Here is a 10950-nt window from a genome sequence, read left to right as displayed (position 1 = left end):
CCCGCCCGAACGCCGCCAACCCCGCCGCCGCGCCTAAGCCTGGCCTGTTCGGCAACCCGCTGGTCCGCGGGCTGATGCTCGGCGGCGTGATCGGCTTGCTGCTTGGCCACGGCTTCGGCGCCGGCATGGCCGGCATGCTCGGCGGCCTGCTGCAGATCGCGGCGATCGCCCTGGTGGCGATGCTGGCGTTCCGCTTCTTCGCCTCGCGCCGCAAGCCGGCGCAGGCGGCGGCGAACAACGCGGCCTTCCGCTCGCCGTTCGAGATGCAGCAGCCGGCCCAGCCGTCGGCCGCGCCGTCGAGCTACGCGCCCCCGGCCGATCTTGGCCAGGACTTCGGAGTGACCGGCGCTGACCGCGAGACCTTCGAGCGGCTGCTGCGCGAGATCCAGGAAGCCTTCGGCCGCGAGGACTACGGCGCGATCCGCGAGCGCACGACGCCGGAGATGATGGGCTACCTGGCCGAAGAGCTGGGCCAGAACGCCACCGCCGGCCGCCGCAACGAGGTCCGCGACGTGCAGATGCTGGAAGGCGACGTCGCCGAAGCCTGGCGCGAGGGCCCGGTCGACTACGCCACCGCCGCCCTACGCTATTCGAGCATTGACGTGATGGTCGACCGCCAGAGCGGCGCGGTGGTCGAGGGCGACGCCGATCGTCCGACCGAGACGACCGAGCTCTGGACCTTCGTGCGTCACCCGAACGAGGCCTGGAAGCTGTCGGCGATCCAGGAAGCCTAGAGCCCTTCCCGCTCGCGCAGATCGCGAGCGGGCAAGAAGGGCTCTAAATCCAAGAAGCAAAGCCTGTCTTGAGACAGGCTTTGGGGCCGATCTTGACGGCGCGCTTATGCGGCGCGCCGTCCTTCGCCATCGAACCCTGACGGGGCTCTGCGCCAGATTTGACGCCAGGCCGGCTCATACGCCGGCCGATGCGTCAGTGAGGCGACCATGTCCGAGGCGTTCCCGCGGCCGACCATCGGCCTTTCCCAACTGCTCACCGAAGCCGGCCTCGACGCCGGCAGCGCCATCCGGGTGACCGGACCCGGCGCCCTGCCCGCCCTGCTCTGGCTGTGCCGACGAGGTTACGAGAATGTCGGCTGCCTGCAGGCCGGCGTGCGCGCGCCGGCCGGCGAGGCCGACGCCCTGCTGGCGGCGCACACCGCCAGCGGCGAGTGGCTGGAGGCCCTGCTCGACGCCGGCCCACACGTGCAGCCGGGCGGCGTGGTGATCGTCCAGACCCGGCCGAGCGTTGGCGGCGCAGCCGCCGCGCGGATCTTCCATCGTCATGGCTTTGACCTCGTGCGCCGCCTACCCGGGGCTCATCGCGACGTGCTGGTCGCGCGCCGCGCGCCGCCGCTGCAACGGGCGGCCTGAGCCATGGACCTGTCCCATAGCGGACTGCACGCGGTTCCTGTCGCGCGCTCTGTGCGGCGAGATCGCCTAACCCTGGGCCTGTCGTGCTCGCTGAACTGGGGGCCGCTGCGGCGCCTGATCGCGGCCTATCGCGTCCAGGTCCCGAACGTCGACCTGATCGTCGAGGATCTCGACGACCAGGGCCTGGCCGACCGCGTCGAGGGCCGCGGGGTCGACCTGGCCGTGGCGCTGCATGATGCGGGGGTCCCAGGTTGGCGCTCGGCTCCGCTGTGGTCCGAGCCGCTGATGGTGTTTATGGCCGAAGGTCACCCGCTGGCGGCCCAGAACGCGGTTCAGCCCGCTCAACTGCGCGGGGCCTGCCTGCTGATGGCCGGCGCCGGATCGGGCGATCGCGCTCTGCAACGGGCGATCATCCGGGCGCTGGGCGGGCCGCCGAACTTCCTCCACTACGCGGTGCAGCGCGACAACCTGCTCGGTCTCGCTGGGGTTCGGGATCACCCTCGCGGGAGGCTCCGCGATGGGCGCCTTCTATCCAGGCGTCTGCGCCCGGCCGCTGGAAAGCGAAGCGGGCTGGCTGTCCTACTGCGGCTTCTGGGCGGCGGACAATGATCGCCCCGCCCTGCGCCGGTTCCTGGAGCTGCGCGATGCCTGACCGTGGAAGCCTGGCGACGATCCTGGGGGCGGCGGCCATGCTGGTGCTGCTGATCGGCGCCCTGCTCGTCGCGGCCGGGGCCGATCAGGCCGACAGGCCGGCGCCTGAAAGGCCCGCGGCGAGCGGGAGCGCTTGAGCCGCCGGGCCGTTATTAGCGCTGGAGGACCAGCCCATGGCCAAGCCCGTCGTCGTCACCATCCCCCATGAGCTCGGAAAAGCCGAGGCGCGTAAACGGATCGAGGAGGGGGTCGGCAAGCTGATCCATCAGTTCGGCGAGGGCGTGAAGCTGACCCGGACCTGGGAGGGCGACCGCCTCTCCTTCGCCGCCAAGGTGGTCGGTCAGGCGGTGGCGGGCCGGCTCGACGTGGCCGAGGACGCGGTGCGCATGGAGGTCGACCTGCCGCCGTTCTTCGCGATGATCGCCGACAAGGTGAAGGGCCGGCTGAAGAAGGAAGGCCAGCTTATGTTGGAGAAGAAGTAGACGCGAACGGCGCCATCAGCCGCGGTGAGCGTCGCGTCAGCTCAACGACCAGCACCATGTAGATCGCCAGCGCCGCCTCGATGATCGTGTCGTCGAGGCCGCCGGAGACTTCGGGGTCGTCCGGCAGCATCGGCGCATGGAAGAAGGCGATCATCAGGTTGGTCGCGACGTGGGCCCCGATCGCGAACTCCAGACCCCCGAGCCGGAGCGCCGCCCAGGCGAAGGCCGCGCCGGCCAGGGCCCGGGCCGCCAGGGCGCCGGGATCGAACTCCAGGTGGGCCAGGGCGAAGGCGGCGGCGTTGATCGCGATCAGCACCCAGACATTACGGGTGAAGGCGGCGGTCTGCTGCAGCAGGTAGCCGCGGAACACCGCCTCCTCCGCCGTTGCGGCGACGAACAGGCCGGCGACCACCGCCAGCGCATAGAACGCCTTGAGCGCCAGGCTAGAATTGGGGTCGAAGATCGGCATCTGAAACTCGCCCGGGTTCATCAGCCAGTCGGCGAACATCAGCACCCCGACGCCGATCACGGTCAGCGCCGCGCCGGCCAGCAGCAACCGCCAGCGGAAATGCGGCGCGGCCGTCATCCAGGTCATGATCGGACGGCCGAACACGTAGCGCGCGGCGAGCATCACCGCCAAGGCCATCGACCCGAGCCCTATGCCGAGCTGCAGCACGTAGATGGCCGAGCGCTCCAGCCGCGGGCCGCCCGTGTCCTCGAACATCGCCCCGCCGGTCAGCGTCCCCAGCACGATGGCGAACAGCAGCGTCAGCAGCAGCACAGCGGCCGGCGTCGCGGCGGCCATGGCCGCGACCCGCGGCCAGCGGCGATCGCGTTCGGTTACGGCCTGGAGAAATGGGAATGGAGCGAGCACCGAAAGATTATGCCCCTCGCGATGCGCCGACGCCATCGGCGCGAAAGCCCAGGACGTGTATCCACAAGGCTGTTTTTGAGACAAATTCGCCCATAGGGTGAATTATACCTTGACCGGGACCGTTCAAGACCGACGTTGTGTGAGCAATGCTTGGGCTGGGTGACCTTAATCTGCGCGAACGGCTCGCGCCGGACGTCCCGACTTGGGTGACCGAGTGGGCCTGCGCCCTCGCATGCGCGGTGCTGTCTGGACTGTTGCGGGCGCTCATTACGCTGGTCGTCGCCGCCCCGCCCTATGTCTTCCTCTTTCCGCTCGTGCTGTTGGCGACGCTGCTGGCCGGGTGGCGTTCAGGGATCTACTGCCTGGCGATGATCCTGCTCGGGGTCTGGTACGTGGTGCTGCATCCGGCCCGGTTCGGTCCGCTGACCGCCGGCGAGGGCGCGGCGCTGATGCTCAACGCGCTGAGCGGCCTGGCGGTGATCGCCGTGGCCCAGGCGTTTCGCACGTCCTATCGGGTGGCCGAGGCCGAGCGCGCCGCCAAGCTGGAGGTCCGCGACCTGCTGCTGCGGGAGCTGAATCACCGGGTGAAGAACAACTTCCAGATGGTCGAGAGCCTGCTCGACATGCAGCGGCGTCGTGCTGGCGCGGCGAGCACCGAACAGGCGCTGGCCGACGCGCTGCGCCGGGTTCACTCGATGGCTCAGGCCCACGCCAACCTCTACTCCCCCGATGAGGCCGGCGACGCGATCGATCTGGGCGCCTATCTGGGCGATCTGTGCGAAAACCTGTCCGACAGCCTGCTGCTGACCGGTGATGTGCGGCTGGACAGCTGGTTGACTCCCTGCCGGTGCGATCGTGACCGGGCGGTGGCGGTGGGACTGGTGGTCAACGAGCTGGTCACCAACGCCGCCAAGTACGCCTTTCCCGCCAGTCGCAGCGGCCGCATCCTGGTGTCGTTGAAGCAGATCGAGGTCGGCTGCGAACTGACGGTCTCCGACAACGGCGTCGGCATGCCGCCCGACGCCGAAGTCAACAGCCGCGGACTGGGCCGTAAGCTGATCGAGGGCTTCGCCCGCCAAACCGGCGGCACCCTCACCCGCGGCGACGGCCCCGGGGTCAGCCACACCCTGGTGTTGCCGCATTGACGCCGATGCAAGATTTGCGAGAACCTTCACTGTAGTTGTTCGTTAACGGCGCAGGGGAGGACGTCGATGACGCTGCGCCGTGACTTGAATCCGATGCCGGAAGAGGTGCGCCAGGCGCTGGAAGCCCGCGCGCTGGTCGACGCCTACCAGGCCCGCCCGCCGTTCCAGCGCAACGACTACCTCGGCTGGATCGCCCGCGCTCGCAAGCCGGAGACCCGGCAAAAGCGGCTGGCCCAGATGCTGGACGAGCTGGAGGACGGCGACATCTACATGAAGATGCGCTGGACGGCCTGAACCGATGCATGCGCCTCCGCCCCGACAGGTCCTGGAGCCAGGTCTGCAGATCGCCTGTCATCGCCATGACGGGGCCTATCTGACCGTGGTGCTGAGAGGCTCGTACGAGGAGGCCGGCGAGCACGGCCGTCGCCGGCTGGGGCCAGGCGACGTCGCCCGGCACGGCATGTTCTCCTGTCACCGCAACAGCATCGCGGCGAGCGGCGCGGTGGTGTTGAACCTGCCCGCGGCGGGCGTCGGCGGGGTGTTCGGGCGCCTGGACGATCCGGATGCCGTGGCGGCGGTCGCGGTCGACGACCCGCGGGCGGCTGCAGCCCTGGCGGCGCGGCAGCTGGTCACGTTCGGCCCGCAGATCCTCGACTGGCCGGACGAACTGGCAGCGGCGCTGGCGGCCGACCCGCAGATCTCGCTCAGCGACTGGGCCGAACGCCGTGGTCTGGCCCCCGAGACATTGTCGCGCGGCTTTGGCCGGACCTTTGGTCTGCCGCCTAAGCGCTTCCGGCACGAGGTGAAGATGCGCCGGGCCCTGGCGGGGACGATCGAGACCGCCGCCCCGCTGGCGCAGGTCGCGCTGGACGCCGGTTTCGCCGACCAAGCGCAGATGAGCCGGGCGATCAGCGCGCTGACCGGGGCATCGCCGGGGGTCTGGCGGCGCAGGTCAAGTGGCGACAAGACCGCGGCCTGAGCACGAGCGCACAACTGCGGGCATGATCGACCGCCGCACCCTGCTGACGGCCGCCGCCCTCCTGGCCGCCGCTCCCCTCCCCGCTTTGGCGTCCGCGCCGCGAACCCGCTGGAAACTCGCCGCCAGCGAGGGCATGGACGCCATCGCCTTCCTCGGCCCTTTGTCGGGCAAGCCGTTCTATGCACGCTTCTACGAGAGCGAGATCGCCGCCTTCAAACCCCGGTTGGCGCCCGAGGCGCTGGACGCATTGGCCGTGCTGCACGCGCGCGCTGACGCGGCCGGGAGTCTGCTGTGGCCGGGTTTGGCGCTGATCTTCTCCGGCGGCCCAACGACGAGCGTCGATGATCTGCTGCACAGCCTGGCGAACGCCGAGACGGTGCTGCGACCGCCGCTGGCGGCCGGCGAGTACTGGGACGCCGAGGACTGGGACAGATTCATCGCCAGCCGCGACCAGTTGGCCGTCGTGTTGGGCGCGATGCGTGACGCCGATTTCGCCGGCTTTCGCCGCGGTCTGGCCCAGGCGCAGTTCGAGAGCCGGACGCGGGAGCTGCAGACCTTGCTGGGCGGGCTGGACGTCATCGCCGAACAGGAGCGGCTGCTGGGCCGCAAGCTCGACCCGCTGATCGAGATCGAGCTCTGCTGGTTCTGCAAGCCGCACGGGGTGAAGGTCCAGGGTCAACGGTTCCTGACCTTCGTCGGGGCGCGCGACCAGATCGTGGTGCTGACCGCCGCGCACGAAATCCTGCACCCGCCCATCGACATGAAGGGACCGGCGGCGACGGCGGCGTTGGGCGTGCTTGGCCAGGACGCGCTGTTCACGAAGATCCTCGCCGAGAAGGACAGGCAGACCGGCTACAACAGCCTCGACGGCATTCTCAATGAGGACACCGCCCAGGCGCTGGACCAGATCATCCAGGAGCGGTTGGGCTATGTGGTTCGGCCGGCCGCGGAGAGGTGGACCCAGGGCGACCAGGGCATGCACGTGCTGGCGGCCGGCCTCTACGGGTTGCTCAAGGCCGACGGCTACGACCGCACAGGCGGAAATCTCGAGGCCTGGATGCTGGCCGCAGCACGGGGCGGCAAGTTGGCGCCGGCCAGTCTGCACGCGGCGGCGGGCAAGGTGCTGGGCAAGCCCGCGGACGGGCTCTGGACGACGCCGGCGAAGGCTTAGGAAGAAGTTGCTCCCCCTCTGGGGGAGCTGTCAGCGAAGCTGGCTGGGGGGGACTTCTGACGCAGCGGGCCCCCTCCGTCTCGATGCTGCGCATCGATCCACCTCCCCCAGCGGGGGAGGAACTATTTTGGCCGCGACGCCTTCTCGGCCAGGCCGGAGGTTCCCTCGCGGGCCTCGAGCTTGGCGGCGACGTCGTCGAGGCTGACGCCGGCGCGGGCCAGCAGCACCAGCCAGTGATAGATCAGGTCGGCGCTTTCGGCGGCCAGGCCGTCGGGGTCGCCCTGGGCGGCGGCGATCACCGCCTCGACGGCTTCCTCGCCGAACTTCTTGGCCGAACGCTCGACGCCTTCGCTGAGCAGCTTGGCGGTGTAGGAGCTGGACGGATCGGCGCCCTTGCGGGCCTCGATGGTCGCGGCGAGGCGCTCAAGGGTCTGCGAGAAGCGGCTCATGCGGCCTCCGTGATGCGGACCGGGATGTGGGCCAGGGCCATCTGGCGCTTCACCTCGGCCACCGAGACTTCGCCGAAGTGGAAAATCGAGGCGGCCAGGACCGCGTCGGCGCCGCCCTTGGTCACCGCGTCGACCATGTGCTGGGCGTTTCCGGCCCCGCCCGAGGCGATCACCGGGACGTTGACCGCGCTGGTCACGGCTTTCAGCAGATCGAGATCGTAGCCGGTCTTGGCGCCGTCGCGGTCCATGGAGGTGAGCAGGATCTCCCCTGCCCCGCGCTTCACCGCGTTCACCGCATACTCGACGACGTCGAGGCCGGTGTCGGTGCGCCCGCCATAGGTAAACACCCGCCAGCCGTCGTTGCGGCCGGCGCCGCCGGAGACGGTCGCGCCGTGCTTGGCGTCGATCGCGACGACCACGGCCTGGGAGCCGAAGGCGTCGGCGCAGGCGCTGATCAGGTCGGGGTTTTCGACCGCGGCGGTGTTGACGCTGATCTTGTCGGCCCCGGCCAGCAGCAGCCGGCGGGCGTCCTCGACCTGGCGGATGCCGCCGCCGACGCTGAGCGGCATGAAGCAGACGTCGGCGGTGCGGGCGATCACGTCGAGGATCGCGCCGCGCCGTTCGTGGCTGGCGGTGATGTCCAGGAACATCAGCTCGTCGGCGCCGGCGGCGTCATAGGCGGTGGCCTGTTCGACCGGATCGCCGGCGTCGCGCAGCGAGACGAAGTTCACGCCCTTCACGACGCGGCCGTCCTTGACGTCCAGGCAGGGAATGACGCGAACCTTGAGCATCTCTTCCAGCTTTCCTAGGCGGCGACCTTGAGGGCTTCTTCCGGATTGATCGCGCCGTTGTAGAGCGCGCGGCCGAGGACGGCCCCGGCGATCGGCACGCCCTTGCGGGCCTTGATCTTGACGATGTCGTCGATGGTGGCGAGGCCGCCGGCGGCGATGACCGGGATAGCCACGGCGTCGGCGATGGCGCCGAAGGCCTCGACATTAAAGCCCATGACGGTGCCGTCGCGGTCGATGTCGGTGATGATCAGGGCGCCGACGCCGGCGTCCTCGAAGCGCTTGGCGACGGTGACGGCGTCGAGGTCGGAGCTCTCGGTCCAGCCCTGGGTCGCGACCTTGCCGGCGCGGACGTCGACCGAGACGGCGATCTGTTCGGGCCAGAGGCGGGCGGCTTCGCGGACGATCTCCGGCTCGGTCACCGCGACGGTGCCGAGGATGACGCGGCTGACACCGGCTTCGATCCAGCGCTCGACGTCCTTCAGGCTGCGGATGCCGCCGCCGAGCTGGACCGGGATCGAGACCGCCTCGAGGATCGCCTCGACGGCCTTCTCATTCACGGCCTTGCCCTGAACCGCGCCGTTCAGATCGACGACGTGGACCCAATGGAAACCGGCTTCCACGAAGCTGGCCGCCTGGGCGGCAGGCGAATTGTTGAACACCGTGGCGGTGTCGAGGTCGCCGTGTAGGACACGGACGCACTGGCCGTCTTTAAGGTCGATGGCCGGATAGAGGATCACGGTCGCCACTCCAGGAAACGCGCGAGCAGGGCGAGGCCAGCGCTTTGCGACTTTTCAGGGTGAAATTGTACGCCCGCGACGTGGCCCTTGGCGACGGCGGCGGGGAACTTGCCGCCATGGTCGACATAGGCGGCGACGTCGGCGGGATCGTTCGGGAAGAAGGCGAACGAATGGGTGAAGTACATGGGGGCCTCGCCGACCCCGGCGATCGGCGCGGGGCCGTGCGGGTCGATGAGGGTGTTCCAGCCCATGTGCGGGATCTTGGCGGCGGGGTCGGTCGGCTCCACGCGGCGCACGTCGCCGGGGATCCAGCCAAGGCCGGGCGTTTCGCCGAACTCCAGGCCGCGGGTGGCCAGCAGCTGCATGCCGACGCAGACGCCCAGGAAGGGCCGGCCCTTGACCTGGACCGCCTCGGTCATGGCTTCGATCAGGCCGGGACGCTCGGACAGGGCCTTCATGCACGCGGCGAAGGCGCCGACGCCGGGCAGCACGACCCGGTCAGCGGCGGCGACGGTTTCGGGATCGCTGGTGACGATGATCTGGCTCGTTCCCGCCGCGGCGCGGACGAGGGCCTTTTCGGCCGAGCGCAGGTTGCCCGACCCGTAGTCGATCAGGGCGACGCTCTGCATAGGGGATACTTTCCTACAGGACGCCCTTGGTCGACGGGGCGCGACCATGGGACTTGGGATCGAGTTCGACGGCCGCGCGCACGGCCAGGCCCAGCGCCTTGAAACCGCTTTCGGCGATGTGGTGGCTGTTGTCGCCGTAGAGCGTCTCGATGTGGATGCAGGCGCCCGAATGCATGGCGAACGCCTGGTGGAACTCCTTGAAGAGCTCGGTGTCGAAATCGCCGATCTTCTGGGTCTTGAAGGCGACCTTCCAGATCAGATAGGGCCGGTTGCAGAGGTCGAGGGCGCAACGGGTCAGGGTCTCGTCCATCGGGACATAGGCGTGGCCGAAGCGGCGGATGCCCTTGAAGCCGTCCAGCGCCTTGTTGATCGCCTGGCCGATGACGATGCCGGTGTCTTCCACGGTGTGGTGGAAGTCGATGTGCAGGTCGCCCTTGGTGCGGACATGGAGGTCGACGCCGGCGAAGCGGGCGAAGCTGTCGAGCATGTGGTCGAAGAAGCCGACGCCGGTCTCGACATCAGCCACACCCGAGCCGTCCAGATCCACGCGAACCGTGATCTGGGTCTCCTTGGTGTTGCGGACCACTTCCGCGGTGCGGGCCATCCGTTAGAGTCCTTTCGAAGCCGCGAGGTCCTTGAGGCTGACCAGCGGCCGCGGGCCATAGTGCGAGATCACCTCGGCCGCCGCCAGCGATCCGAGCTGGCCGCAGACGTTGAGCGGCCGGCCGGTGGCGAGGCCGTACATGAACCCGGCTGCGTATTGGTCGCCAGCGCCCGTCGTGTCCACGACTTTCTCCACCGGGAACGCCGAAACCTCGAAGGTCTCGCCGCCCGCGGCGATGACCGAGCCCTGGGCGCTGCGGGTGACCGCGGCGATCTTCACCTTGGAGCGCAGCGCGTTGACGGCGGCGTCGAAGTCGTCGGTCTGGAACAGCGAGGTGACTTCAGTGGCGTTGGCGAACACCAGGTCGACCTGGGTCTCCAGGAAGCCGAGCAGGGCCTCGCGATGGCGTTCGACCACGAAGCCGTCCGACAGGGTGATGGCGATCATCCGGCCGGCGCCGTGGGCCAGGGCCGCGGCCTTGGCGAAGGCGCGGCGAGCGGCTTCGGCGTCGAACAGATAGCCTTCGAGATAGACGATCTTGGCGGCCTCGACGACGGCGGCGTCGATGTCGTCCGAGGCGAACTCGGTCGAGGCGCCCAGGAAGGTCGACATGGTCCGCTCGCCGTCGGGCGTGACGTTGATCATCGACACGGCGGTGGCCTTGCCGTCGAGCAGGGGCGGGGTGTCGAAGTGGGCGCCGATGGCGCGCATGTCGTGGGTGAAGACCTTGCCGAGCTGGTCGTCGGCGACCTTGCCCAGGAACGCGCCGCGGCCGCCGAACGAGGCCAGGCCCGCGACGGTGTTGGCGGCCGAGCCGCCGGAGGCTTCGACCCCGGCCTGCATGGCGGCGTAGAGCGCCGCGCTGCGCTGCTCGTCGACCAGCATCATGGCGCCCTTGTCCATGCCTTGCTGGATCAGGAACTCGTCGGTGGCCGGAGAGATCACGTCGACGATGGCGTTGCCGATGGCGGCGACGTCGTAGAGCTCGGTCATGCGGGGAAGGTCAGCTTTCGCGGATATGGGTTCCGCCTCCTACAGGGAAAGCCCTGGCGGGGCAACGCGCGGCGCGCC

Annotated in this window: 16 protein-coding genes; 9 read left to right on the top strand and 7 right to left on the bottom strand. The window is 69.4% G+C overall.

What is annotated here, in order from left to right; genetic code table 11:
* From C0481_RS14675 to C0481_RS14655, 5 genes are all read left to right on the top strand, one after another.
* On the top strand, window positions 1-734 hold a 734-nt coding region (locus tag C0481_RS14675), incomplete at its 5' end, for a TIM44-like domain-containing protein (RefSeq protein ID WP_293405072.1).
* Between the two features lie 207 nt (window positions 735-941).
* Window positions 942-1367: a hypothetical protein gene (locus C0481_RS14670; RefSeq protein WP_293405070.1), complete on the top strand. Its 426-nt coding sequence runs from the start codon at window positions 942-944 to the stop codon at window positions 1365-1367.
* A gap of 3 nt (window positions 1368-1370) precedes the next feature.
* The gene (locus C0481_RS14665; RefSeq protein ID WP_293405068.1) at window positions 1371-1976 is read left to right on the top strand and encodes a LysR family transcriptional regulator substrate-binding protein; all 606 of its coding nucleotides are present in this window, start codon (window positions 1371-1373) and stop codon (window positions 1974-1976) included.
* A 35-nt stretch (window positions 1977-2011) separates the two neighbouring features.
* The gene (locus C0481_RS14660; RefSeq protein WP_293405066.1) at window positions 2012-2155 is read left to right on the top strand and encodes a hypothetical protein; all 144 of its coding nucleotides are present in this window, start codon (window positions 2012-2014) and stop codon (window positions 2153-2155) included.
* Between the two features lie 36 nt (window positions 2156-2191).
* Complete coding sequence (locus C0481_RS14655; RefSeq protein ID WP_293405064.1) at window positions 2192-2500, top strand: polyhydroxyalkanoic acid system family protein; 309 nt, start codon at window positions 2192-2194, stop codon at window positions 2498-2500.
* Here the strand turns inward: C0481_RS14655 and C0481_RS14650 are convergent.
* On the bottom strand, window positions 2481-3305 hold the full coding sequence (locus C0481_RS14650) for a CPBP family glutamic-type intramembrane protease (RefSeq protein WP_293405062.1): 825 nt from the start codon (window positions 3303-3305) through the stop codon (window positions 2481-2483). The two genes, C0481_RS14655 and C0481_RS14650, sit on opposite strands and share 20 nt — an antisense overlap.
* Before the next feature lie 215 nt (window positions 3306-3520).
* Between C0481_RS14650 and C0481_RS14645 the strand changes: the two genes are divergently transcribed.
* From C0481_RS14645 to C0481_RS14630, 4 genes are all read left to right on the top strand, one after another.
* Window positions 3521-4519, top strand: a complete 999-nt coding sequence (locus C0481_RS14645) for a sensor histidine kinase (protein ID WP_293405060.1) — start codon at window positions 3521-3523, stop codon at window positions 4517-4519.
* Between the two features lie 66 nt (window positions 4520-4585).
* Complete coding sequence (locus tag C0481_RS14640; RefSeq protein ID WP_293405058.1) at window positions 4586-4813, top strand: YdeI/OmpD-associated family protein; 228 nt, start codon at window positions 4586-4588, stop codon at window positions 4811-4813.
* Window positions 4814-4817: 4 nt separating this feature from the next.
* Complete coding sequence (locus C0481_RS14635) at window positions 4818-5498, top strand: AraC family transcriptional regulator (RefSeq protein ID WP_293405056.1); 681 nt, start codon at window positions 4818-4820, stop codon at window positions 5496-5498.
* Between the two features lie 22 nt (window positions 5499-5520).
* On the top strand, window positions 5521-6669 hold the full coding sequence (locus C0481_RS14630) for a hypothetical protein (RefSeq protein WP_293405054.1): 1149 nt from the start codon (window positions 5521-5523) through the stop codon (window positions 6667-6669).
* 122 nt (window positions 6670-6791) lie between these two features.
* Here C0481_RS14630 and C0481_RS14625 read toward each other — a convergent pair whose 3' ends face one another.
* From C0481_RS14625 to C0481_RS14600, 6 genes are read right to left on the bottom strand one after another with little or no spacing between them, the layout of a single operon-like run.
* On the bottom strand, window positions 6792-7118 hold the full coding sequence (locus tag C0481_RS14625; RefSeq protein WP_293405052.1) for a phosphoribosyl-ATP diphosphatase: 327 nt from the start codon (window positions 7116-7118) through the stop codon (window positions 6792-6794).
* Window positions 7115-7909 carry an imidazole glycerol phosphate synthase subunit HisF gene (hisF, locus tag C0481_RS14620; RefSeq protein ID WP_293405050.1) on the bottom strand — a complete coding sequence of 265 codons (795 nt, stop codon included), beginning with the start codon at window positions 7907-7909 and terminating at the stop codon, window positions 7115-7117. The genes C0481_RS14625 and hisF overlap by 4 nt, the downstream gene beginning before the upstream one ends.
* 14 nt (window positions 7910-7923) lie before the next feature.
* Complete coding sequence (gene hisA / locus C0481_RS14615) at window positions 7924-8646, bottom strand: 1-(5-phosphoribosyl)-5-[(5-phosphoribosylamino)methylideneamino]imidazole-4-carboxamide isomerase (protein ID WP_183775711.1); 723 nt, start codon at window positions 8644-8646, stop codon at window positions 7924-7926.
* A complete protein-coding gene (hisH, locus tag C0481_RS14610) occupies window positions 8643-9275 on the bottom strand; it encodes an imidazole glycerol phosphate synthase subunit HisH (RefSeq protein WP_293405047.1) in 633 nt (210 codons plus the stop codon). Before hisH ends, hisA begins: the two co-directional genes overlap by 4 nt.
* 13 nt (window positions 9276-9288) lie before the next feature.
* Entirely contained in the window at window positions 9289-9879 is a 591-nt protein-coding gene (gene hisB / locus C0481_RS14605; protein ID WP_293405045.1) for an imidazoleglycerol-phosphate dehydratase HisB, read from the bottom strand.
* A gap of 3 nt (window positions 9880-9882) precedes the next feature.
* Window positions 9883-10872, bottom strand: a complete 990-nt coding sequence (locus tag C0481_RS14600; RefSeq protein WP_293405043.1) for an adenosine kinase — start codon at window positions 10870-10872, stop codon at window positions 9883-9885.
* Window positions 10873-10950 lie beyond the last annotated feature (78 nt).

Source organism: Phenylobacterium sp., from assembly GCF_013822795.1.
GTDB lineage: Bacteria > Pseudomonadota > Alphaproteobacteria > Caulobacterales > Caulobacteraceae > Phenylobacterium.
Note: the sequence above shows the minus strand (reverse complement) of the source record. Positions and strands in the feature narration are given on the sequence as shown.

What these genes read in the sequence shown, in the direction of transcription:
- C0481_RS14660 (WP_293405066.1), top strand. Translation starts at nt 2,012, where the DNA reads ATGCCTGACCGTGGAAGCCTGGCGACGATCCTGGGGGCGGCGGCCATG.
- C0481_RS14645 (WP_293405060.1), top strand. Translation starts at nt 3,521, where the DNA reads ATGCTTGGGCTGGGTGACCTTAATCTGCGCGAACGGCTCGCGCCGGAC.
- C0481_RS14640 (WP_293405058.1), top strand. Translation starts at nt 4,586, where the DNA reads ATGACGCTGCGCCGTGACTTGAATCCGATGCCGGAAGAGGTGCGCCAG.
- hisH (WP_293405047.1), bottom strand. Translation starts at nt 9,275, where the DNA reads ATGCAGAGCGTCGCCCTGATCGACTACGGGTCGGGCAACCTGCGCTCG.
- C0481_RS14655 (WP_293405064.1), top strand. Translation starts at nt 2,192, where the DNA reads ATGGCCAAGCCCGTCGTCGTCACCATCCCCCATGAGCTCGGAAAAGCC.
- hisB (WP_293405045.1), bottom strand. Translation starts at nt 9,879, where the DNA reads ATGGCCCGCACCGCGGAAGTGGTCCGCAACACCAAGGAGACCCAGATC.
- C0481_RS14630 (WP_293405054.1), top strand. Translation starts at nt 5,521, where the DNA reads ATGATCGACCGCCGCACCCTGCTGACGGCCGCCGCCCTCCTGGCCGCC.
- C0481_RS14625 (WP_293405052.1), bottom strand. Translation starts at nt 7,118, where the DNA reads ATGAGCCGCTTCTCGCAGACCCTTGAGCGCCTCGCCGCGACCATCGAG.
- hisF (WP_293405050.1), bottom strand. Translation starts at nt 7,909, where the DNA reads ATGCTCAAGGTTCGCGTCATTCCCTGCCTGGACGTCAAGGACGGCCGC.
- C0481_RS14665 (WP_293405068.1), top strand. Translation starts at nt 1,371, where the DNA reads ATGGACCTGTCCCATAGCGGACTGCACGCGGTTCCTGTCGCGCGCTCT.
- C0481_RS14670 (WP_293405070.1), top strand. Translation starts at nt 942, where the DNA reads ATGTCCGAGGCGTTCCCGCGGCCGACCATCGGCCTTTCCCAACTGCTC.
- C0481_RS14650 (WP_293405062.1), bottom strand. Translation starts at nt 3,305, where the DNA reads ATGGCCGCCGCGACGCCGGCCGCTGTGCTGCTGCTGACGCTGCTGTTC.
- C0481_RS14600 (WP_293405043.1), bottom strand. Translation starts at nt 10,872, where the DNA reads ATGACCGAGCTCTACGACGTCGCCGCCATCGGCAACGCCATCGTCGAC.
- C0481_RS14635 (WP_293405056.1), top strand. Translation starts at nt 4,818, where the DNA reads ATGCATGCGCCTCCGCCCCGACAGGTCCTGGAGCCAGGTCTGCAGATC.